The sequence below is a fragment of the Roseibium sediminicola genome, assembly GCF_023156505.1.
GTDB lineage: Bacteria > Pseudomonadota > Alphaproteobacteria > Rhizobiales > Stappiaceae > Roseibium > Roseibium sediminicola.
Genome location: NZ_JALNMJ010000003.1, coordinates 349523 through 372040, shown reverse-complemented (window position 1 = coordinate 372040; position 22518 = coordinate 349523). Strand labels below are relative to the sequence as shown.

At 61.1% G+C, this 22518-nt stretch carries 22 protein-coding genes; 10 read left to right on the top strand and 12 right to left on the bottom strand.

The window, feature by feature from the left end:
• Window positions 1–44: 44 nt before the first annotated feature.
• From M0H32_RS07180 to M0H32_RS07165, 4 genes are all read right to left on the bottom strand, one after another.
• On the bottom strand, window positions 45–626 hold the full coding sequence (locus tag M0H32_RS07180) for a hypothetical protein (RefSeq protein ID WP_248152625.1): 582 nt from the start codon (window positions 624–626) through the stop codon (window positions 45–47).
• A gap of 393 nt (window positions 627–1019) precedes the next feature.
• Complete coding sequence (locus tag M0H32_RS07175) at window positions 1020–2114, bottom strand: M24 family metallopeptidase (protein ID WP_248152624.1); 1095 nt, start codon at window positions 2112–2114, stop codon at window positions 1020–1022.
• A gap of 234 nt (window positions 2115–2348) precedes the next feature.
• A complete protein-coding gene (locus tag M0H32_RS07170; protein ID WP_248152623.1) occupies window positions 2349–3935 on the bottom strand; it encodes an ABC transporter substrate-binding protein in 1587 nt (528 codons plus the stop codon).
• Between the two features lie 16 nt (window positions 3936–3951).
• The gene (locus M0H32_RS07165; protein WP_248152622.1) at window positions 3952–4626 is read right to left on the bottom strand and encodes a cupin domain-containing protein; all 675 of its coding nucleotides are present in this window, start codon (window positions 4624–4626) and stop codon (window positions 3952–3954) included.
• Window positions 4627–4846: 220 nt separating this feature from the next.
• Here M0H32_RS07165 and M0H32_RS07160 point away from each other — a divergent pair, with 220 nt between their 5' ends.
• The 6 genes from M0H32_RS07160 (at window position 4847) to M0H32_RS07135 (ending at window position 10420) form a co-directional block, all read left to right on the top strand.
• A complete protein-coding gene (locus M0H32_RS07160; protein WP_425607302.1) occupies window positions 4847–5923 on the top strand; it encodes an ABC transporter permease in 1077 nt (358 codons plus the stop codon).
• Window positions 5920–6816 carry an ABC transporter permease gene (locus M0H32_RS07155; protein WP_248152621.1) on the top strand — a complete coding sequence of 299 codons (897 nt, stop codon included), beginning with the start codon at window positions 5920–5922 and terminating at the stop codon, window positions 6814–6816. The genes M0H32_RS07160 and M0H32_RS07155 overlap by 4 nt, the downstream gene beginning before the upstream one ends.
• Entirely contained in the window at window positions 6813–7658 is an 846-nt protein-coding gene (locus tag M0H32_RS07150) for an ABC transporter ATP-binding protein (protein ID WP_248152620.1), read from the top strand. Before M0H32_RS07155 ends, M0H32_RS07150 begins: the two co-directional genes overlap by 4 nt.
• Entirely contained in the window at window positions 7655–8407 is a 753-nt protein-coding gene (locus tag M0H32_RS07145) for an ABC transporter ATP-binding protein (RefSeq protein ID WP_248152618.1), read from the top strand. Before M0H32_RS07150 ends, M0H32_RS07145 begins: the two co-directional genes overlap by 4 nt.
• Window positions 8408–8420: 13 nt before the next feature.
• Complete coding sequence (locus M0H32_RS07140) at window positions 8421–8927, top strand: GAF domain-containing protein (RefSeq protein WP_248152616.1); 507 nt, start codon at window positions 8421–8423, stop codon at window positions 8925–8927.
• 140 nt (window positions 8928–9067) lie between these two features.
• Window positions 9068–10420: an N-acetylmuramoyl-L-alanine amidase gene (locus tag M0H32_RS07135; RefSeq protein WP_248152614.1), complete on the top strand. Its 1353-nt coding sequence runs from the start codon at window positions 9068–9070 to the stop codon at window positions 10418–10420.
• Between the two features lie 42 nt (window positions 10421–10462).
• On the opposite strand, the gene M0H32_RS07130 is transcribed toward M0H32_RS07135, so the two are convergent.
• The gene (locus tag M0H32_RS07130; protein ID WP_248152612.1) at window positions 10463–10651 is read right to left on the bottom strand and encodes a hypothetical protein; all 189 of its coding nucleotides are present in this window, start codon (window positions 10649–10651) and stop codon (window positions 10463–10465) included.
• Between the two features lie 277 nt (window positions 10652–10928).
• Here M0H32_RS07130 and M0H32_RS07125 point away from each other — a divergent pair, with 277 nt between their 5' ends.
• The 3 genes from M0H32_RS07125 (at window position 10929) to M0H32_RS07115 (ending at window position 15137) form a co-directional block, all read left to right on the top strand.
• Window positions 10929–12164: a cytochrome P450 gene (locus M0H32_RS07125; RefSeq protein WP_248152610.1), complete on the top strand. Its 1236-nt coding sequence runs from the start codon at window positions 10929–10931 to the stop codon at window positions 12162–12164.
• 76 nt (window positions 12165–12240) lie between these two features.
• A complete protein-coding gene (locus tag M0H32_RS07120; RefSeq protein ID WP_248152608.1) occupies window positions 12241–13440 on the top strand; it encodes a glycerophosphodiester phosphodiesterase family protein in 1200 nt (399 codons plus the stop codon).
• Window positions 13441–13847: 407 nt separating this feature from the next.
• A complete protein-coding gene (locus M0H32_RS07115) occupies window positions 13848–15137 on the top strand; it encodes a DUF4261 domain-containing protein (RefSeq protein WP_248152606.1) in 1290 nt (429 codons plus the stop codon).
• Window positions 15138–15169: 32 nt separating this feature from the next.
• Here the strand turns inward: M0H32_RS07115 and M0H32_RS07110 are convergent, their stop codons facing one another.
• The 6 genes from M0H32_RS07110 to M0H32_RS07085 all read right to left on the bottom strand — a co-directional run bounded on the left by M0H32_RS07110 (window position 15170) and on the right by M0H32_RS07085 (window position 19647).
• Entirely contained in the window at window positions 15170–15763 is a 594-nt protein-coding gene (locus M0H32_RS07110) for a MerR family transcriptional regulator (RefSeq protein ID WP_248152604.1), read from the bottom strand.
• Between the two features lie 9 nt (window positions 15764–15772).
• Window positions 15773–16087: an integration host factor subunit alpha gene (locus tag M0H32_RS07105; RefSeq protein ID WP_023003819.1), complete on the bottom strand. Its 315-nt coding sequence runs from the start codon at window positions 16085–16087 to the stop codon at window positions 15773–15775.
• A 143-nt stretch (window positions 16088–16230) separates the two neighbouring features.
• The gene (locus M0H32_RS07100) at window positions 16231–17208 is read right to left on the bottom strand and encodes a beta-ketoacyl-ACP synthase III (protein WP_248152602.1); all 978 of its coding nucleotides are present in this window, start codon (window positions 17206–17208) and stop codon (window positions 16231–16233) included.
• On the bottom strand, window positions 17205–18269 hold the full coding sequence (gene plsX / locus M0H32_RS07095; RefSeq protein WP_248152601.1) for a phosphate acyltransferase PlsX: 1065 nt from the start codon (window positions 18267–18269) through the stop codon (window positions 17205–17207). The genes M0H32_RS07100 and plsX overlap by 4 nt, the downstream gene beginning before the upstream one ends.
• Window positions 18270–18476: 207 nt before the next feature.
• On the bottom strand, window positions 18477–19055 hold the full coding sequence (locus M0H32_RS07090; RefSeq protein ID WP_248152600.1) for a YceD family protein: 579 nt from the start codon (window positions 19053–19055) through the stop codon (window positions 18477–18479).
• A gap of 43 nt (window positions 19056–19098) precedes the next feature.
• Window positions 19099–19647: a ubiquinol-cytochrome C chaperone family protein gene (locus M0H32_RS07085; protein WP_248152599.1), complete on the bottom strand. Its 549-nt coding sequence runs from the start codon at window positions 19645–19647 to the stop codon at window positions 19099–19101.
• Window positions 19648–19776: 129 nt separating this feature from the next.
• On the opposite strand from M0H32_RS07085, the gene M0H32_RS07080 reads away from it, so the two are divergent.
• Window positions 19777–20214 (top strand): outer membrane protein assembly factor BamE, encoded by a 438-nt coding sequence (locus tag M0H32_RS07080; RefSeq protein ID WP_248152598.1) that lies wholly within the window; start codon window positions 19777–19779, stop codon window positions 20212–20214.
• Window positions 20215–20290: 76 nt separating this feature from the next.
• On the opposite strand, the gene M0H32_RS07075 is transcribed toward M0H32_RS07080, so the two are convergent.
• Window positions 20291–22426: a sodium-translocating pyrophosphatase gene (locus M0H32_RS07075; protein WP_248152597.1), complete on the bottom strand. Its 2136-nt coding sequence runs from the start codon at window positions 22424–22426 to the stop codon at window positions 20291–20293.
• Window positions 22427–22518 lie beyond the last annotated feature (92 nt).

The following is a 22518-nucleotide window of genomic DNA, read 5'->3' as shown; positions in this document are numbered from 1 at the left end:
TCAAATCCGGCCTGCCCGACCATTTTTCCGGACAATTTTCCAGATTATCCAAACGGTGTTTCACCGAAATACCATTCTCCTGTCGGGGCAAACTTCCGTTTGCCGCCATAGCGCAGGCGGATGCTTTTGACGAGCTGGACAGCGACCTGGTAAGAGACCGAGACCAGCGCCGAGCGGGAGGGATGGATCATGCCGCCTTCCTTGATTTCCAACAGCTTGCGGCCCTCGAAGCGGTCGCCCAGAGGTGGCGGCATGGTTGAGCAGGGCTGGCCGGAGGGGCCCGCAAGGCCTTCCAGCCAGGCTATGAACTCACGCCTGTCCCGTCGTTTGCTGTCGTAGATGTCCTTGTCGACGTTGCCGAAGAAGAGATGTTTGCCGCTCGGCGGGTGGTAGCCGATATTGTCGGGATCCCGGTGGGACTGGGTGTAGCGGGAACCGTTGGCGAAATAGACCGTCGGGCGGATCTTGCCGTGGTCAGTGAACGACCGGTCGGGATGCCCGGCCCGGTCGGCCTCCAGATAGCCGGCGATGCGCAAACCGGCCAGCTTGTGGTGATCGGCCGGTGTCACGCCGATCACGTGCACCGCGTTCAGATTGCTCGGCAGATAAAGTTCGGTCTTGGACATGGGGCAGCGGCTCTCGTTTCAAGGCACCCGGACACCTTTGAACAACGAGAGTGTATCAGACCGTAGTGACAATCAGTGATTTTAGTCACGGGAATGCGGGTCTTGATCACCGACAGCCGTATGACCGGCCGGGGGCCCCTCCCCCAGCCGCAGGGCTATCGCATTTGACAGGCAGGCCACATATCCCGGTGTCACCCCGGGCCACCAGAGGGAGACCCGGGGCCTACTCGTTTGCAGAGCGCAGGCGTGAAGCCCCCCTTTGAAGTCCCACCATCGCTTTGACAAGCGGCTCTGCGAGTGGGTCCCGGCTCGCGCTGCGCTTGGCCGGGATGACTCCGAAGGTGACGTCGTTGCCAAGAGCTTTGGCGAAAGATTGCTATCGCCCCTTGCCCCTCAGCGCAGCTGCGCCGTCCGTGGCATGTCGGACAGGATCTCCGGGCCGTTCTCGCGCAGGATGACGATGTCTTCCAGACGCAGACCGAACGCTCCCGGCAGGTAGATGCCGGGCTCGATGGAAAACACCATGCCTTCGTCCAGCACGGTTTCAGAGGTCGCCGTCAGATAGGGCGGCTCGTGGATGTCGATGCCCATGCCATGACCGGTGCGATGGGGGAAGCGGTCGCCATAGCCGGCAGCCGCGATGACTTCGCGCGCAGCCTTGTCGACTTCACAAGCCTTGACGCCGGGTTTTGCCGCGGCCAGCGCTGCCTCGACCGCGCGGTCGACAATGGCGTGGACCTTCCGGAACTCCTCGCTCGGTGTGCCGAGATAACCGACCCGGGTCATGTCGGAGGGATAACCGTCCAGAGAGCCGCCCGCGTCGATCAGGACGGCCTCACCGGCTTTGAGTTTTGTTTCGCCGGTATGGTGATGCGGGAACGCGCCGTTGCCGGCGAAACAGACGCTTGTGAAGACAGGGACAGCTCCGGCCTGCTTGTAGACGTCCCGGATGACGGCCGCGATTTCCAGTTCCGAAACACCTTCCTTCAACGCGTCGAAGCCGGCCTGGATCGCACGGTCGTTCAACAAGGCACTTTGCTTCAGGAGCTTGAATTCCCCGTCATCCTTGCGGGCGCGCAGGAAGCCGACCGTGTCTTCGGTGAAGCGGCGGCTTGCGCCCGGCACCGCGTCCAGCAGCAGCAGCGCAAAATCCGCGCGCATGGTCTCATCAAGAACGACGCTCGGGGTGTCCGGCAGGCCGGAGGCCGCCAGAAGATCGGCGAGCGCCGTGTCCGGGCCGTTGTCGTCGCCCCAGGTGAAAAACGGCAAATGGGTTTTCTGGCGGCTGCTGTCGGCGTTGAGCGCCGGCATCAGGAAACCGGCATGGGATTGCGACACCAAGAGCATCACCGGACGTTCGTCGCCATGAGGGTCGACACCGGCGAGATAGACCATGTGACTGGAGGGGCCGAGGACAACCAGGTCGGTGCCGGTCTCGGACATGCGCTGGCGCAGGGCGGCCAGGCGCTGATCGTGTAGGGAAGACATTTTGGAGCTCCGGAGGAAAGTCGTACCACCATGCGATGATGACTTGTTGCATCAAGTTCGTCATCCCGGACGGAGCGCAGCGGAGATCCGGGACCGGGGAGCCAGTGCCCTATGAGTTTGGGTGGCTCCCCGGTCCCGGCTCGCGCTTCGCTTGGCCGGGATGACGTTGGAGAGGTAGGTGCGGGACATTTAAAAACCGCCCCGGGATCCGGGGCGGTCTCACAGGCATAACAATCAGTTCTTCGTCACCAGGCGGTAATAGACGAAGTCCGAAGTGGCGCCGTTGACGTAGCCTTCGACTTTCTTGTCCATGGCAACCTGATAGGCGGCCTGGAACATGATCACGATCGGCGATTTTTCCTGAACCCGTTTCTGCAGCTCGCCATACATGGCGTTGCGCTTGTCCGGATCGCTTTCCGACAGGGCCGCCTTGGTCATGTCGTTCAGTTCTTCCGGCACGGCCCAGCCATTCCGCCAGGTGGTGGTTGCCTGGTAATTGTCGTCGGAATTGTCGCTGTTATAGGCAAAGGCCTTGGCGTTGGAATGCGGGTCCATGAAATCCGGGCCCCAGTAAAGCAGCATCGCCTCGTGGCTGCGCTCGCGGTATTTCGTGATCACCTGCGAGCCCGTGCCCGGGATGATGTCGAAATTGATGCCGGCTTCAGCAAAGCTTGCCTGCAGCGACTGGGCCATGTCGGTGAACGGTGCGGCATTGATGACGTCAAGGGTGACGGTGACCGGGGTTTCGATGCCCGCATCGGCCAGGATCTGCTTGGCCTTTTGCGGATCGTAGGAATACGGCGTCTCGTCATAGGAGCCCGGGAAGCCCTTTGGCCAGAAGGCCTGGTGGATTTCCATCTGCCCCTTCAGGAAGCTGTCGGTCATGCCCTTGTAGTTGACGAGATAGCGCGCGGCGTCCCAGACGGCTTCCGGCTGCAACGCGTCCTGCTTCTGGTTGAAGGACAGGAAATGCACGGCGGCCTGCGGATAGGTCTCCACTTTCAATGCATCGCTGTCCATGCCGGCGATCTGGTCCGGGGTCAGGTTACGGGCCATGTCGACATCGCCGGACGTCAGCAGCAGCTGCTGGGTTGCCGCTTCGGCAACATGGCGGATGATAACGCCATCAACCTTCGGGCCATCCTTGAAATAGTTCGCGTTGGCCTTGAAGCGCACCAGTTCGCCCGGACGGTAGGACTGCAGCTCGAACGGGCCGGAGCCGGCCGAATTGGCGTTCAGCCAGGCATTGCCCATGTCGCCGTCGGTCTCGTTGGCCATCACCGTCTTCTCGTCGACGATGGAAGCCGGACGGCTCGCCAGAATGTTGAGTGCGAAGGCTGGCGAGAAATCGCCCTCGTATTTGACGATGACCTTGTTGCCGTCGACCGTGACCATGTCCTCGACATTCTCCGCCGTCCAGCCGAGCTGGGCCAGGATGAAGGCCGGGGTCAGGTTGAGCTTGATGACGCGGGCAAAGGAAAAGGCGACGTCTTCCGGGCGGACCGGATTGCCGGAATGGAAGGTCGCCCCGTCGCGCATAGTGAAAGTGATCGACTTGGCGTCCGCGTCGGCCTGCCAGTCGGAGGCCAGGCCGGCGGCGAGCACGGTCGGATCCTCAGCGTCATACTGGACCAGACGGTCATAGACGTTGGTCACCAGTTCGCCAGAGGAAAATTCATAGGCCTGGGCCGGATCGATGGCGACGATGTCGTCGATGTTCTGGGCCACGACCAAAAGGTTGTCCGGGGTTGCCGCATTGGCCTGTTGCGCGACCGGCAGGGCCAGGGCGGCCGCCAGAAGCGCTGCTTTCAAGAGCTTCATTCCTCGTCTCCGTCTGTCAGGGTTGGGTTTTGTTCTTGTTGTTGGATTGGGGCGTTTCCGCCCCGGTCTTGTCCGGCGACACCAGCTCGATGCGGCTGGTTTTCTCGTCGCCGGCATTGAAGATCGTCAGCGTGCCGGTCCACAGGATCCGGGCCGGTGCCTCGTTGGGGTTCGACCAGGCATGGGGCGTGTTGCCCCGGTAATGCAGGCTGTCGCCCGCCGTCATCACCATGGCCTCGCCGTCCAGGAACTGGGTGATCGAGCCTTCCAGGATGTAGATCAGCTCCTCACCCTCGTGGCTTACCGTTTCAGAGGCATAGCCCGGTGGCACGGTGAGGATGAAGGAGGAGAGTTGGCTGCCTGGAAATTCCGTCGCCAGCCGCTCATAACTAACCGTAGATCCGGAAATCGAAAAATGCGGCCGGGAACCGGACCGCGTCAGCGCATCCTGCGCCCTCGGTTGGGCAACGAAATAATCCAGCCCCACACCAAGCGCCCTGGCGATGCCCGCAAGCGAACCGAGGGTAGGCGTCGCATGATCGCGCTCGACCTGGCTGAGATAACCGACCGAGAGATTCGACGCATCGCCGAGTTGCTGCAGGGTCAAGCCGAGCTGCTTGCGGCGGGCGCGGATCAGCGTGCCGACCCTCGTCTCCGTATCGGTGGCGGTACGTGCCGTCGAGCTGCTCAAAGATTTTTACTCCCATCAAAATTTTTTTGATGTAAGCAGATTTTTTTGTATGCTCCAAGAACTTTTTAGATGGCTTTCGAGATTCCGGCGCTGCGGATATCAGGAAAGTACATTTAGGATCAGACAGTTGACTTCGCTTGCTCGCAAGTTGAGTCACACAGCCAGGGACACGCCATGACACAGTCAAAAGGGCAGCGAGAATCGATCCGGCGGGGGCAACATGTCCTTTGAGCCGGTCGAAAGCGCCGCCGAAGCGCGCGGTGATCAGCTGGCGGACCGGGTCCTTGGCAGTATGGCCGCCCTGTTCCGGTTTGCCCTGGTCACCACCGGCACCTTTCTCGGTCTGCTGGCGATTACCTTCTTCATTGGCCGCGTCGTGCCGATCGATCCAGTGCTGGCCGTCGTCGGCGACCGGGCCTCGAACGAAGTCTATGAGGCCGCCCGCCAGGCAATGGGGCTGGACCGGCCGCTGATCGTCCAGTTCTTCACCTATGTCGGCGATGTTTTTACCGGCAATCTCGGCATGTCGATCTCCACGGGACGACCGGTGGTCGAGGATCTTGCGCGGTTCTTCCCGGCAACATTGGAAATGGCCACGATCGGTATCCTGATCGGTGTGCTGCTCGGCGTGCCCATGGGCGTCCTGGCGGCGACCCGCCAGGGAACCTGGACGGACCAGCTGATCCGCGTGCTTGGCCTGCTCGGCTATTCCGTTCCCGCCTTCTGGCTGGGACTGGTGGGACTGGCCGTCTTTTATGCCGGTCTCGGCTGGGTGGCAGGTCCGGGCCGGATCGACATCTTTTATGACGGCATTCTCGACCCGGTCACCGGGCTTTACCTGATCGACAGCGTGATCGCCGGCGAGTGGGACATCTTCTGGAATGCCCTCGACCACCTGCTGCTGCCAGCTTCGATCCTCGGTTTCTTCAGCCTGGCCTACATAGCCCGTATGACCCGGTCCTTCATGCTCGACCAGCTCGGCCATGAATATGTCACCACCGCCCGGGTCAAGGGCGTGCCGGAGCGCCGGGTGATCTGGCGCCACGCCTTTTACCCAATCCGCATTCAGCTGATCACCGTCATCGGCCTCTCCTATGCCGCTCTTCTGGAAGGCTCGGTGATGATCGAGACGGTGTTTTCCTGGCCCGGGATCGGCAACTATCTCACCAACGCGCTTTTGACCGCCGACATGAACGCCGTGCTCGGCGCGACCCTGGTCATCGGCGCGGTCTTCATCCTGATCAACAAGATATCCGACGTGCTCTACCGCATTCTCGATCCGAGGGCCCGCAGATGATCGCCTGGCTTCTCGACGACAGTCCCACTTCCCGCCTGCAGGCCACGCTTGGCCGCAGCTACCGGGTATTCACCGCGCTGATGCGCAACCCGCTTGCCGTTGTCGGCGCCGTGATCATCCTGGTGCTGATCGCCATGGCGGTGTTCGCCCCCTGGATTGCGCCCTATTCGCCCGTCGGCCAGGATCTTGCCAACCGGCTGATGCCGCCCTCGGCCGATCACCTGATGGGTACAGACGAACTCGGACGGGATATCTTTTCCCGGGTCGTCTACGGCGCCCGCATCACGCTCCTGATCGTCACCATGGTCGCGGTCATTGCCGCGCCCATCGGCCTGATCGTCGGCGCGGTTTCCGGCTATTTCGGCGGCTGGACCGACCGGATCCTGATGGGGCTGACGGATATTTTCCTGTCCATGCCCAAGCTGATCCTGGCGCTGGCCTTCGTGGCGGCGCTTGGGCCGGGCATCGAAAACGCGATCATCGCCATCGCCATCACCGCATGGCCGGTCTATGCCCGCATCGCCCGCGCCGAAACCATCACCTTCCGGGATGCGGAATTCATTGCGGCCGTGCGCCTTCAGGGCGCCTCCCCGGCCCGGGTGATCCTGCGCCATGTGCTGCCCCTCTGTGCGTCCTCGACCATTGTCCGGGTGACGCTCGACATGGCCGGCATCATCCTGACCGCCGCCGGTCTCGGCTTTCTCGGCCTTGGTGCCCAACCGCCGCTGCCTGAATGGGGCGCGATGATCTCGCGCGGACGCACCTTCATTCTCGACCAGTGGTGGGTCGCGACCATGCCGGGCTTTGCCATCATCCTGGTGAGCCTCGGCTTCTGTTTCCTCGGTGATGGCCTGCGCGACGTGCTCGATCCCAAGCAGGGAGACAAGTCATGAGCGCGCCACTCCTCGAAATCGACGGCCTCACCGTCACCTTCCCGACCTCACGCGGCCCCGTCGACGTGGTCAAGGGCATCTCGTTTTCGCTCGGGCGCGAACGGCTCGGCATTGTCGGCGAATCCGGCTCGGGCAAATCCATGACCGGCCGCGCGATCCTGCGTTTGATCCGCAAGCCGGGCCTGGTCACGGCCAGGACCATGCGCTTTGATGGGATCGATCTGCTGTCTCAAAGCGAGCGGCAGATGCGGCAATTGCGCGGAGCGCGCCTTTCCATGGTGATGCAGGATCCGAAATTCTCGCTGAACCCGGTCATGACCATCGGCGAACAGATCGCCGAGGCCCTTGTCACACACAAGTATCTGCTGCGCCGTGACCTGAAAGCCCGTGTGCTGGCCATGCTCGAAGCTGTCCGGATCAACGATCCTGAGCGGGTCGCGAAGCTCTATCCGCACGAGGTCTCGGGCGGCATGGGCCAAAGGGTGATGATCGCCATGATGCTGATCCCGGAACCGGACCTGCTGATTGCCGACGAGCCGACCTCCGCGCTGGACGTTTCTGTACAAGCACAGGTGCTCGACATCATCGACGACCTTGTCACCGGCAAGGGCATGGGGCTGATCCTGATCAGCCACGACCTCAACCTGGTCGGGCGCTATTGCGACCGCATCCTGGTCATAAACAGCGGTGAGATCGTCGAGGAATGCGTGGCAAGCAAGCTTCACGAAGCCAGCCATCCCTATACGCGCGGGCTCCTTGCCGCCATGCCGCGCATGAATGAAACCCGCGAGGAACTGCCCGTGCTCGACCGCAGCACCTGGACCACGGGAGCAGGCACATGAGCACACCCGCCATTCATCTCGACAAACTCACTGTCAGTTACGGCACCACCAAGGTCGTCCATGAGGCTTCCTTCAGCGTCGCGGCAGGCGAGAGTTTTGCGCTGGTCGGCGAATCCGGGTCGGGCAAATCGACCATCCTGAAGGCGATCTCCGGCCTCGCACCGGACTGGACCGGCACGATGTCGGTTCTCGGCAAGGCGCGGGGCCATGCGCCGGACGTCGCTTTCGCCGAAACCTGCCAGATGGTGTTCCAGGATCCCTACGGCTCACTGCATCCGCGCAAGACCGTCGACAGCTGCCTCGCCGAACCGCTCGCCATTCACGGCATCGGCGGCAGGGACGCCAGGGTCAAGGACATGCTGGCGGCCGTCGGCCTCGACCAGCGCTTCCGCTTCCGCTACCCGCACCAGCTCTCGGGCGGTCAGCGCCAGCGCGTCGCGATTGCTAGGGCCTTGATGCTGGAACCGAAGGTGCTGTTGCTGGATGAACCGACTTCCGCACTGGATGTCTCGGTTCAGGCGGAGATCCTGAACCTTTTGAAGAAGCTGCGCCGGGAAAACGGACTGACCTATTTGATGGTCACCCACAATCTGCCCGTGGTTTCGTTCCTGTGCGACCGGCTGGCCGTCATGCGCCACGGCCGTATTGTCGAAATCGCCGGGGTGGACGCCCTGAAATCAGGGCACTTGAAAGACACCTATTCCCGTGAACTTTACGCTGCCAGTGGCGGCACCCTGCAACCTGCCTGATCCGAGATTTTCAATGACCGATTTCAACGGCCCGCTGGCCGCCTTTGACCATGCCCTGTCGCTTGCCACGTCGAGGGCGGCCGCCTTTGACGCGCTTCTGGCTCTCACCCGGGCCACGGTCGGTGTCAAGCTGTTCACTTTCATGACCGTGGATATGGCAACGGAAACCGCGCGCCGGTCCTATACCTCCCACCCGGAGGCCTATCCGGTCTCCGGCACCAAGCCGGTCACCTATGACCGCTGGTTCAAGATCGTGCACACCGACAGGGAGTGTTTTGTTGCCAACACGCTGGCCGACATCGCCACGGTGTTCCCGGATTTTGAACTGATCGGCCGACTCGGCTGCGGCTCGGTGATCAACCTGCCGGTGGTTCTCGGCGACACGCTGGTCGGCACCGTCAACATGCTGCACGAGGAAGATCACTATACGGCCGAGCGCGTGGCGCAGGCGAAAGCCTGGCTATCGGTGCCGGCCAAGGCAGCCTATCTGGCGGGGCATCCGCACCAACAAGTGACCTGAAGAAGCTGCATTCGAAGCGCGCATCCGGCTCCTTCGCCAAACCACATGCAGGGTATGATCACAGCAGTTTTCTCAGGTATCGGGAATACGGTATTCCTCTATAGTCGTGGGTTCCCGTCGCGGAAAAGGGATCGCCCCGCATGCGTGCCGAACTGAGAATAGACAATCGCTATAGCATCAATCGGCGGAGGCTGCGCGCGGGTCGGCACCATTTCGATGACCCGGTCGAGGCGGCGGACGTGTTTCTCTATGAAGTGACGGCCGAGGAGGCGCGCCGGCCCTTTTCCACCCTCAGACGCGCGGATGCGCTGGCACAGACCAACAGCCGCGGGCGTGTCACGCTCACGCTGCCATCTGCAAATGGCACGTATCTACTTCGTATCCTGCCGGAATTCTGGAGCGAGGCATCGGTCGGCCCAAACCTGTCCCGCCCTTTCGCGGCCGGGGCCGGTCGGGTGTATCGACCGCTTGACATCAAGGTCAAGATCGAAGGCAACCCGGGCCGCGCGCGTATCGCAAGCGCGACAACGGCGTCCCGGTCGACTGCAGACGGGGAAGCATGGTCCGTGCGTCATGACGGCCTCAGCATCGTGCTTCAGCCGGTTTGGGTCACCGAGCATACGGGGCGCCGGCGCACCAAGAGCCGTACGGACCTGATCGTTGTCCATCTTACATCAGGATCTGACCCTTATGGCGCCGTACGCAAAATATCGAGCCACGCCGGAGCCCATTACTTGATCCTGAAACAGGATGGCCAGGTCATCAAGTTTCTCTCGGACACCATTCAGGGTGGGCATGCGGGCGGCCACGGTCATTCCGGCACCCCATACTGGGCTGGAGACACGAACGTCAACAGCCGGTCGATCGGCATCGAGCTGGAAAACGTCAAACCGACGGAAGATGAGTCAGACTTTACCGAGGCACAATACCAGTCCCTGCTGCGCCTGCTCGGTGAACTTGTCGACCAGCACGGGATCGATCCGCGGCGGGTCATCGGCCATTCGGATCTTGCCGTCGAGATGAATATCCGGGATTTCGATCCGGGTTTCAGATTCGACTGGCCCCGCCTAGGCAGAGCCGGTTTTGGCCCGCCCGGTCCCGGACGCGGCTATCCGACCCTTCGTAGCTTTACAGCAGCCGGTCCTGCGGCGCTCGAGGGCCTTTATGGCGGCCTGTTTCAAGGGTTGCGTAGCGACCCCGAACTGCGCCAGGGAGACAATGACACCGGTTCCGTCTATGGAGGACGCCCGCAGGGCAACATCACAGGCGAGCCGATCAAGGAGATCCTCACGGATCTCAATAAGATCGGCTATTGGGTCGGCAGCCGCGGTCCCGGCAATACCCTGGATGAGGATGCCATGCGCGCGGTCCGGTATTTTCAGATCCACTTTTTTGCAACGGAACTGGGTGCGCCGCCCAGCAGCGGTCGCAATGCCCGGTTGGATCGGGAGACCGCCATAAGGATTTTCGATGCAGCGGCCATGAACTCCTGACGGCAGCCGAACGATTTCTTCGTCGGCTTTACTGGACAATGGTCACGCCGCTTCCCGTTTCGCCCGCTGCACCCGGCCAATGAAATCAGACAGCCAGGCGATTTCCTTGAGGTAGACGTCCATGCTTAAGGACGCCAGGTCCATCAGAAGGGATTGCGGATCGGGATTGTCGAATCCGGTGTCCCTCAGGAAAATCTGATACTCGTCAGAAAATGCCTTTGGAACTCGCATGTCGGCCTCACGCACCTAACTTCTTGCTGATCTCGCGCAAGCAGGGCCCCGCCCTGCGTTTAGGAATTGTTAAGAAACACGGACCCTGACGGGTATCGTCAGAACTGTCATTTCCTCGCTATCCCCAAGAGCCAGCCACAGTGCTTTGGATAAGTCCCCAAAACGAACGCTTAATGGCCTATAGCTCCCGCTTTCCGCTTGCGCTCGGCCAGCCAAATCTTCGACCCTGCCAAGAATCACAATTCTAACCGATCGATCCCATCGCCAAGAGCCCTACATGAGCCCGTCCACAGACCTTTCCTTCGAACCGCTGTCCGAGGCCTTCGCCCAGGACCCCTACCCCTTCTATGAGGCCCTGCGCGCACGCGACGGGCTGACATGGTTCGGGGAGTTCGATGTCTGGCTGGCGTCCCGGTTCGACGATGTTTCCGAGATCGTCCAGCACGGCAAGATGGTCCGCTCCATGGACCACATTTCCAGTCCGGACGAGATTGCGGCGCTGAAGCGGGCGCAGAACTGGCACGACATGCCGCATCATTCCCGTTTTGTGCAGTTTTCCCTGCTCGACAGCGACGGCGCGGTCCATGACCGGCTGCGCAAACAGGTGTTCAAGCTGTTCACGCCGGTGATGGTCGGACGGCTGCGCGACGACATCCAGGCCTATGTCGACCGGCTCGTGGATGGTCTCGCGGACCGGCAGGAGATCGACTTCATCGAGGACCTCGCCGCTCATGTGCCCGGGCATATCATCGGCCGGGTGCTTGGCGTGCCGGACGAGGATTGTCCTCAGCTCAGGGTCTGGTCGGAGAATATCGTCCAGTATTTCGATATCGATCGCTCGGACGCGCGCAAGGACCTCGCCGAAACCAACACCACCGAGTTCTATCACTACCTTCTGGAGCTCAAGGCGGCCCGGGCGGCCGATCCGAAGGAGGATCTGCTGTCGCTGATGATCGAGTCAGAACGCGCGGGACAGTTGAGCCATGACGAGTTCATCTCCACCGCCATGCTGATCCTGATGGCCGGGCATGGCTCGACCATCGACGTGCTCGGCAGCGGCATGCACGCGCTGTTGAAATTCCCGGGCGAGATGCAGCGCTTGCGGGACGAGCCGGGACTGATGAAAACGGCGGTGCAGGAAATGTTCCGCTTTGAATCGCCCCTGCCCTTCTTCCACCGCTATAGCACGGAAGAGGTCGAGCTCTGCGGCAAGACCTATCCGCGCGGCACCAAATTCGGCGTGCTTTACGGCTCCGCCAACCGCGATCCGAACCAGTTTCCGGATGCCGACCGTTTCGATGTCGGCCGCACGCCCAACTGGCACATCGCCTTTGGCCGCGGCGCCCATTTCTGCCTCGGCAATCACCTGGCCCGGCTCGACATGGATATTATCTTCTCGACTCTCTTGAAACGGTTCAGGACCATCGAACTGGCCGACACAGACGTGCGCTATAAGAAGGGCCTTTCGGTGAGAGGCCCGGAAGCGCTCAGGATCAGGTGGTCGAAGGCCTGATCGCCCTCACCCACTCTTGCTCCCTCGCCGGTTCGCTTTAGTTACCCAATTCCACTCCAGAAGATTTGGACCCAATATGCGTTTTTGTCTTGCTCCGGCCTTTGTGGCTGCTCTTGTTTTTGGTCATGGCGCTTTTGCCGCCGAGATCGATCTCGGTCCCCGTCCCGCCTGGCTGGTCGGCCAGATGGCAGACGGCCCCTTGAAGGACAAGCTGGAAAGCTGCCTCGGAGAACCGGCGAAACGCACGCTGTTTTCGATCTCTCACCGGGGCGCACCGTTGATGTTTCCCGAGCACACGCAAGAGGGCTACCGGGCGGCGGCCCGCATGGGCGCCGGCATTGTGGAATGCGATGTGACGTTTACCGCGGACAAGGAGCTGGTGTGCCGGCATTCCCAGAATGATCTGCATACGACGACCAACATTCTCGCGACGGAGCTGGCTGGCAAATGCACCAAGGGCTTTGCCCCGGCAACAGGCGACCAGCCGGCATCGGCCGAATGCCGGACCTCCGACCTGACGCTCGCCGAATTCAAGTCTCTGCGCGGCAAGATGGACGGCGCAGACAAGACGGCAACAAGCGCAGAAGCCTATCTGAAGGGCACCGCCCCCTGGCGCACCGAGCTTTACGGCGGCGCCGGCACGCTGATGACCCATGCCGAAAGCATCCGGCTGTTCGAGGATCTCGGCGTGGCGTTCACACCGGAACTGAAAGCACCTGAAGTCGCCATGCCCTATGAGGGCATGACGCAGGAAGACTATGCCCAGAAACTGATCGACGACTACAAGGCGGCCGGCATTGCGCCTGAAAACGTCTTTGCGCAGTCCTTCAATCTTGCTGATGTCCTCTACTGGATCGAGAACGAGCCGGAATTCGGCAAACAGGCGGTCTATCTCGATGCCCGCCGGGACCTCAATCCGATGGATCCGTCGAGTTTCTCGCCGTCCATGGCGGAGTTGAAGGCCATGGGCGTCAATTACATCGCACCGCCGCTCTTCGTGCTCCTGAGCCTGGAAGATGGCAAGATCGTGCCCTCGCCCTATGCGCGCGAAGCCAAGGCGGCCGGCCTATATCTGATCACCTGGACGCTGGAACGCTCCGGTCCACTTTCGTCGGGCGGCGGCTGGTACTACCAGAGCATCGGCGAAGCCATCGACGGCGACGGCCGCGTGCTGGAGGTGGTCGATGTGCTGGCGCAGCAGGTCGGCGTCAAGGGCATCTTCTCCGACTGGCCGGCCACCACCAGCTTCTATGCGTCCTGCATGGGGCTGGACTAGGTTTTGTGTACTAGGGTCAGGACTCATTCATTTGATCGAAATGGCGCAACAAACGGCAACGAGTTGCAAGGAAAAGCGCGAAAAGCGGGCTTCCTGCCCGGTTGAGCGGTTTGACGCAGCAAATCAAAGCCGTTTTTGCGTCCCTCCGGGATAGGGGGAATTTGCCCGGCAACGTCGTTGCAAATCTTTGGAAACCGGACGGTTTCCTGCAGCTTTGCGCCTCGTATCCGAACAAATTCATCCCTACCATTTCACTCAAATGAATGGGTCCTGACCCTAGCCACCTGAAACAGAACGTTCAGGAAATAATCTGATAATCTCTTCTTTATGAGACTGGTCTAAGGTCGGGACCCTGGAGTTCAGCCTTAGACCAGAGCATATCCATTTAACAATTGGTGGGTGTCCAATTGCAGATCCATCCCGTTCCCTCCGTCGACGCGCAGGTTCTTTACCAGGCGTATCACCCGATCATCGGCCGGAAAATTTTCGACTTCATCGTCCAGACAGCCGAGTCCTTTGGACTTCCGGCGGAGGACTGCAGACTTCTGGACACCTCTACGGAAACAGACATCCGGGTTCTTTGCGGAAATTATCACTGCCTCGTCACCCAATCTGTCGCGCTTGAGGACAAACAGCATCTGCAAACCGCGCTGGAGGCCCATTCGGTCCGGTCCTCCTTTCCCGATGCTGCGGATCTCATCCAATCCGCAACAGCCTATACCCAGATCTCCGTGCAAAAGGGTGTGCTCCCCAACGGCACCGCGCCCTCGGTTCCGACCGCCTTTTGTGACACCGAAGAAGCAGGTGTCGCAATGGCGTTTGCCCGAGCCATAACCCGATATGTGGTCAGCAAACGCAGGGCCAGCGTGGTCTTCTGGGGATCCAGCTTGTTCCTGATGAAACCCGAAACCTTTCTGGAACTTGACCGCGACGAGACTGCGGATCTGATTTATCTCCACCCGCACCTTTATGGCGAAACAGTCCCCGAGACCGGCCAACAGCTCTTTGGCGTGTTCGGTGCCGGGGCTCACGCCTTGATCGGCCATGCCCTGGAATTTCGTCCCTGCGCCGTGCCGCCCAATTATCTCGTCCAGAAACTGTACGAGTTCCTTTTGCTCATCCGCCGGAGCGGACGTGTCCTTCGGGACGGCGAAGTTTTCGGAAAGGACGAGAACGAGAAGATCCAGGTGCTTCACCATATGGCCAGCGATGGTGGCCCGCCGGAAATCGAATTGAAGATCCTCCACAATCCGGCACTTGGCATTGTTCGCGAAGAGGGGCCGACGGACCTTCTCCACGACGAAATGGATTTTTCCCGGATCGGCCAAGGCATCAGTGACGACGAGGACAGGGAGCTTAATCCACACGACCCGATCGACGCGGCCATTCTGGAACAACTGCGCTCACGCAACAAAAAAGCCCCGGAGCCCGGCCCTGAGATCAGCGAAGAGGACGAAAGCGACCAGGCTTTCAGCGACCTGGACCCGCAGACGGCATCTATGCCGGAAGTGAGCGAGCCGGAGCAGCCGGAGTTTTCCCGCCGGAGTTCGCCGCCGCCCATTCAACCGTCCAAGCGCGTTTCCATGGAGGAACTGAGATCCTTCGCCCAGCAGGCGCAGGCATCCGAGGAAGACACGGAGCAGCGATCGCCCAAACGCGGTCTCCTTGGCAAACTGTTCGGCAAAAAATCAGGGTAAGATTCGGGTGCAGGTAGCGAAGCGTTGCGGGATCAGCGCGCTTGGTCGAGTGTACGCTTGCATTCCAGCAATTCAAACAACGTGGCCTGGAGACGGCGAATGTCATCCTTGGTCACGGCCGACTTGACGGAAACTCCGCTTGGGGTCGGTTTGTCACCGCGCAAGCGGCCCAGAATGTTGAAACTGCCGGCATGGGTCTGTTCTGCCGGGTCCGGCGCGTCATCGGCCAGGACACCGCTCGGCAGCGGCACACGCGGAGCGATCGGCTCGTCGACCGGGAGCGGTTCGGCCTGAGGTTCCGAGGCAAGTGTCGTCTCGCCGGAAACAGTGGGTAGCGGAGAGGCGGCTTCATGCCGGATCTGCATCACAAAACGCGGGCCCTGCTCCTTCAGGATGCGTTGGACACCCTTGATGGTGTAGCCCTCGCCGTAGAGCAGATAGCGAATGCCTTTCAGAAGTTCCACATCGTCGGGCCGGTAATAGCGCCGGCCGCCGCCGCGCTTGAGCGGCTTGATCTGCGCGAAACGCGTTTCCCAGAAGCGCAGCACATGCTGCGGCAAGTCCAGGTCGTCAGCGACTTCACTGATGGTACGAAAGGCGTCTGGGCTTTTGTCCTGCGAGCTCATCCGGTCTTGTTATTTGCTGGCCTGTCCCGTCAGCGCATCGTTGATCCGCTGCTTCAATACGTTGGACGGCTTGAACACCATCACGCGGCGCGGCGAAATCGGTACTTCCTCGCCGGTCTTCGGATTGCGGCCGATGCGCTCACCCTTGGAGCGGACCACAAAAGAACCGAAGCTTGACAATTTTACCGATTCTCCAGTCACAAGACAGTCAGAAATTTCAGAAAGAACACGTTCGACCAATTCGGACGATTCCGTACGAGACAGTCCGACTTTCTGATAAACGGCCTCACATAGATCCGCTCGGGTAATAGTCCGATTGCCCATAACCCCTCCTCAAGGACGCCAGTGATCTGGCTGATTTTGCAAGAGAACTCCAATGCAAGACCATACGGTACGGCCTTGAGGCAGGCCGGTCAACCTGAACTCGGTGTCCTTGTAATATTTGTGCCGGGCAGCCGGAAAGCTCCTTACCAGCGCAGCAGCACGGAGCCCCAGGTGAAACCGCCGCCCATGGCCTCCAGCATCAAAAGATCGTTCTTTTTGACACGTCCGTCTTTTACAGCCGTATCGAGGGCGAGCGGAATGGAGGCGGCCGAGGTGTTGCCGTGCCACTGGACGGTGGTCACCACCTTTTCCGGGGCAATGCCAAGCTTCTTGGCGCTGGCATCGATGATGCGCTTGTTGGCCTGGTGCGGAATGAACCAGTCGAGGTCGTCGGAAGACAGACCGGTGGCGCTGTAGGCATCCTCGATCACGTCGGTGATCATGCCGACCGCATGTTTGAAGACCTCGCGGCCCTCCATGCGCAGGTGGCCGACCGTCTGGGTGGTCGACGGCCCGCCGTCCACATAGAGCTTTTCCTTGTGGCGGCCATCCGAGCGCAGGTGCGAGGTCAACACGCCGCGATCGTCATTGCTGCCGGTGCCTTCGGCGGCCTCGACCACAACCGCGCCGGCGCCGTCGCCGAAGAGGACGCAGGTGGTCCGGTCGGTCCAGTCGAGGATGCGGCTGAAGGTTTCCGCACCGATCACCAGGCAGCGTTTGGACATGCCGGAACGGATATAGGCATCCGCCGTGGTCAGCGCATAGACGAAGCCGGAACAGACGGCGTGCACGTCGAAGGCAGCGCCGTGATGAATGCCCAGATTGGCCTGTACCGTGACCGCGGTCGCCGGGAAGGTGTTGTCCGGAGTGGCGGTCGCCAGAATGATCGTGTCGATGTCCTGGGCGTCCCGGCCAGCGGAGGCCAGAGCCCTTTTGGCGGCTTCGAGCGCCAGGTCCGACGTCACCTGCCCTTCGGCGGCCACGTGACGCTGCTTGATTCCGGTGCGTTGCACGACCCATTCGTCGGACGTCTCGACCATCTTGGCGAGGTCGTCATTGGTCAGGACTTTTTCCGGCAGATAGCTTCCGCAGCCGGTCACTGTTGAACGGATTACGCTCACAAATCACCTTCCGATGTCGGCGCGGCTTCAGCGAAGCGGCCGCGATGGTAATGCACAAGATCCTGAGCGATCTTGTGGGTCAGTTCGTTTTTGACCATGTCATAGGCCAGATCGATCGCCGAGGCATAGCCTTCGGCGTCCGTGCCGCCATGGCTCTTGATCACAATGCCGTTCAAGCCCAGGAACACGCCGCCATTGACCTTGCGCGGATCCATTTTCTCACGCAGCAGGTCAAACGCGCCCTTGGCGAACAGGTATCCGATGCGGGACATAAAGGTGCGATTCATGGCCGAGCGCAAGTAACTGCCGATCTGCTTGGCAGTGCCCTCCGCCGTTTTCAGGGCAATGTTGCCGGCAAAGCCTTCGGTCACCACGACGTCGACCGTGCCCTTGCCAAGATCATCGCCTTCCACGAAACCTGCATATTGCAGCGAGCGCAGCGGTGTCTCGCGCAGAAGCCGCCCGGCGGTGCGCACCTCTTCCAGGCCCTTGACCTCTTCGACACCGATGTTCAGCAGGCCGACGGTCGGGCGCTGGACGCCGAAAAGGGCCCGCGCCATGGCGCCGCCGAGAATGGCAAAATCGATCAGCTGCTGAGCGTCGGCACCGATCGTTGCGCCGACATCGAGCACGACGGATTCGCCCCGCATCGTCGGCCAGATCGCGGCAATCGCAGGCCGTTCGATATTGGCCATGGTGCGCAGGCAGAATTTGGACATCGCCATCAGCGCGCCGGTGTTTCCGGCCGAGACGGCAACGGAGGCGTCCCCGGTTTTCACCGCTTCGATCGACCGCCACATGGACGAGCGCCAGCGGCCCTGGCGCAAGGCCTGGCTCGGTTTGGTGTCCATGGCAATGGAAATATCGCAGTGATGGAAGGTCGAGGCGTCCCGGACCCGGGGATATTTTTCCAGAAGCGGCGCGACAACCTTCTCGTTGCCATAAAGCAGGAAACGGATGTCCGGGTGACGGACGAGCGCGATCTCCGCGCCGGGGATCACCACTTCGGCTCCGTTGTCGCCACCCATGACATCCAGAGAAATCGGAATTGTTTTCGCCATCTAGAAGGTCTTTTGACGTGTGACTACCAAGAACGGCACCGGACGGCGCCCCTAAAAACTTCCACTCATGTGGCAGGCGCCAAGGCCGGACAGCCGAGAACGGCGCGAACATACCGTTTTTGGCAGGGCTGACAACCGTTTTCCTGACCTAGCCCGGATCTGGCGTTGAAAACCGCAGTCAGAACCGGAATTGGTGCGCCGCACCATTCACTTACCGGTTTCGGGCTTGTCCTTGAGGGCCTGAAGCGCGGCAAAGGGAGACGGCTTTTCTTCTGGCTCGTCTGCCTCGATGTCGTCCTCGCCGTCGCCACCTTCGAATTCGGCTCCGGGCCTGCGCGGAAAGGGGTCCAGAGACAAGGCCAATTCCTCGCAGATCACGGCACCAAGGTCGAGCACGCCGTCCAGGATCACATCCGGCGGGTCGAGCGTTTCCAGATCGATTTCGATCTCGCCGTCCTCGTTCAAATCTCGGATCTTGCGCGGCCGGCTCGACATCGGCTCGAACGTGCGGTCGACATCGACCTCAAGCGTGCTGTCAAAAGGTTCCAGCGAAACAACACACTTCTGGCTGACGGTCGCCCGGATGGGTCCGACGACCCGCACTCCCGCCTTGCGGTAGGGTTTCAGGATGAACTCGGCCGTCAGGTCGTGAATTGCCTCCAGCTCATAGTTTTCGGCAATCGCGGCAAGTGCCTGGGCATCCGGCGCGACCGTGATACGCTCGTCCTTGTCAACGACCCGGCTGGCATTCACCTTGTGGGAATACGGAAATGTCTCTGTTGTCATTGTTCTTCTTTCTTTGTGGACCTGTCCCGCACCGCCCCCGAAATCAGACCGGTCTGTCCTTGAAGGCGTGTGGGTCAGGCCAGTGGACGTCGCCTTTCAGAAAAGCCTCGATCGGCTGAGTCTCCAGATCCCTTGACGCCTGCAGCATATACTGCGCCAGGCGCATCTGCGCGAGCGGTTCTGGAGTGTCCGTGAAGATATTGCGGCCAAGGGCTTCCGAAAGCCGGGCGGCGTCGTTGTCCTCGATAGCAGGTACATAGGCATCGGCGCGGCCGTAAAAGGCCTCACCCATGACCTTGACCTTCTTCGGCACGCGGGTGTCGCTGACGCCCATTTCGCGCAAGGAAGCGTCCATGTCCTGGAAAAACAGGTCGAAAACGTCCTGCGAAAACTCCGCGACGTCCTTGCCTCCGCCGCGCAGACGCCGGAAAAACAGGACCGCATGGGCGACGATCAGGTCGAACCGGCCGTCGATGGTGTCAGGCACCAGAAAGTCGGTGTAAAAGACCGGCTGCCGCGCTTGAGCCACGATTTCACAATACACCTTGTGTTCGGCATCGCGGGACCGGCGTCGGAACAGGCCGAATATCATGGCAAATCCTTCTGGGCCTAAGTTAAGCGAAGTCAGGTGTTGCCTTGTGCCCTATCCCACGATAGTGACTTTGCCAAGCAACGAAATTCAAATACAGCCAGTTCAGTCTGGCGAGACGGGACTTCTTAGATGAACTTCAAGGCGAGCGCCGTGCTCCTTCCGCTTCTGGCCACGTTGCCGCTCGGGGGCTGTTTCACATCCACCTATACCCACGGCCATGTCGTCACCGGCGACATGCTCAACCAGGTTCAGGTCGGGTCCAGCCGAGAGCAGGTCGAACTGGTGCTCGGCTCCCCGTCGACAACTTCGAGCCTTGCCGGCGACGCCTATTATTACATCTCGCAAAAAACGGCGACGACCGCCTTTTTCAACCCGGACATTGTCGAACAGCGCGTTGTCGCTGTCTATTTCGACGAAGACGGTTTTGTGAAGGACATGGGCAACTATACGCTCGAGGACGGCAAGATCGTCGACATCGTCACCCGCAAGACCCGCACGGGCGGCGCCGATTACGGCTTCCTGACCCAGATCCTCAGGGGCGCGACCAACCCGAGCCTGTCGCTCTAAGCAGCTCCGACGACCCGAGAAACAAAAACCCCGGCTGCGAGGCCGGGGTTTTCTTTTTTGCTGTTACGCCTTTGGTTCAGTGCGCCAGGATCGCCAGCAGCAGCAGGGCCACGATGTTGGTGATCTTGATCATCGGGTTGACCGCCGGGCCGGCCGTATCCTTGTAGGGATCGCCGACCGTGTCGCCGGTCACCGAAGCCTTGTGCGCTTCGCTGCCCTTCTGGTGGGTGACGCCGTCCTTGTCGGTGAAGCCATCCTCGAAGGATTTCTTGGCGTTGTCCCAGGCACCGCCGCCAGCGGTCATGGAGATCGCTACGAAAAGACCCGTGACAATCACGCCGAGCAACATGGCCCCAAGCGCCGCGAAGGCATCCGCCGGGGTCGCGACAGCGCGCACCACGAAGAACACCACGATTGGCGACAGAACCGGCAACAGCGACGGCACGATCATCTCGCGGATCGCCGCCTTGGTCAGCATGTCCACCGCCCGGCCGTAATCCGGCCGCTCGGTGCCCTGCATGATGCCCGGCTTTTCCTTGAACTGACGACGGACTTCCTCGACCACCGCGCCCGCGGCGCGGCCGACAGCGGTCATGGAAATGCCGCCGAAAAGGTAAGGCAGGAGACCGCCGAACAGGAGACCCGCCACCACATAGGGGTTGGAGAGCGAGAACAGGGTGCCGACATCGATGCCGTAAAAGATCGAGCCTTCGGCCGCGTTGGCCGAGAAGAACCTGAGATCTTCCGTATAGGCCGCGAACAGCACCAGGGCGCCGAGGCCCGCGGAGCCGATGGCATAGCCCTTGGTGACCGCCTTGGTGGTGTTGCCGACCGCGTCCAGAGCGTCCGTGGTGGAGCGCACTTCCGCCGGCAGGTCGGCCATTTCCGCAATGCCGCCGGCATTGTCGGTGACCGGACCGAAGGCGTCGAGCGCGACAACCATGCCCGCCAGGGCCAGCATCGTTGTCACCGCGATGGCAATGCCGAACAGGCCCGCGAAGGCATGTGTGACCAGAATGCCGGCGATGATGATGAGCGCAGGCAGCGCGGTGGCTTCCAGCGAAACGGCCAGGCCCTGAATGACGTTGGTGCCGTGACCGGTCACCGAGGCCTGGGCGATCGAACGCACCGGGCGGTAGTCCGTACCGGTGTAGTATTCGGTTACCCAAATGATCAGACCGGTGACGATCAGGCCGGCAATGCCGCAGGCAAAGAGGTCAAAGCCGGTGAAGGTGGTGCCGTTCGGGACAGAGTATTCGGTCCCCGCTCCCAGCCAGCCGAAGATGATGATGGCCAGCGCCACCGCCGACAGCACCGCGGTCGCGATGAAGCCCTTGTAGAGCGCCCCCATGATCGAGTTGTTGCTGCCGAGCTTGACGAAGAACGTGCCAATGATGGAAGTGACCACACAGCTGGCGCCGATCAACAGCGGCAGCATCATGAGTTCGGTTGCCTGCGCTCCGACGAAGAAGATCGACGCCAGAACCATGGTGGCAACCACGGTCACCGCATAGGTCTCGAACAGGTCGGCCGCCATGCCGGCGCAATCGCCGACATTGTCGCCCACGTTGTCGGCGATGGTGGCCGGATTGCGCGGGTCGTCTTCCGGAATGCCGGCCTCGACCTTGCCGACGAGATCGCCGCCGACATCGGCACCCTTGGTAAAGATACCGCCGCCGAGACGGGCGAAGATGGAGATGAGCGAGGCACCGAAGCCGAGCGCCACAAGCGCGTCGATCACGGTCCGGTCGGTAGGCTCGTAGCCCATCATGCCGGTCAGGATGGTGTAATAGACGGCGACACCCAGAAGCGCGAGGCCGGCAACCAAAAGGCCGGTGACGGCACCGGCCTTGAACGCGATTTCCAGCCCTGCCCCGAGGCTTTTGCTGGCCGCCTGTGCCGTGCGCACATTGGCCCGGACGGACACAAGCATGCCGACATATCCGGCCGCTCCGGAAAGGATGGCCCCAATGGCAAATCCGATGGCCGCAGGCCCGGACAAAAGCAGCCAGGCCAGAACGAAGACAACGGCGCCGACGATGGCAATGGTCGTGTATTGACGGTTGAGGTAGGCGCTGGCCCCTTCCTGGATCGCCAGGGCGATCTCCTGCATACGCGCGTTCCCGGCGTCTGCTGCCATGACGGACTGGATGGCCCACGCCCCGTAGGCAATGGACAACAGGCCACAAATTATGACGACAAGCTCGATCATGCTTCCTCCCAAAGCTGCGGCGGACTGATTTTCTTGTCGTTTTTTCCGCCAGACTGGCCTTCACGGCAATGACCTGCGTGAAGGAAGAACAC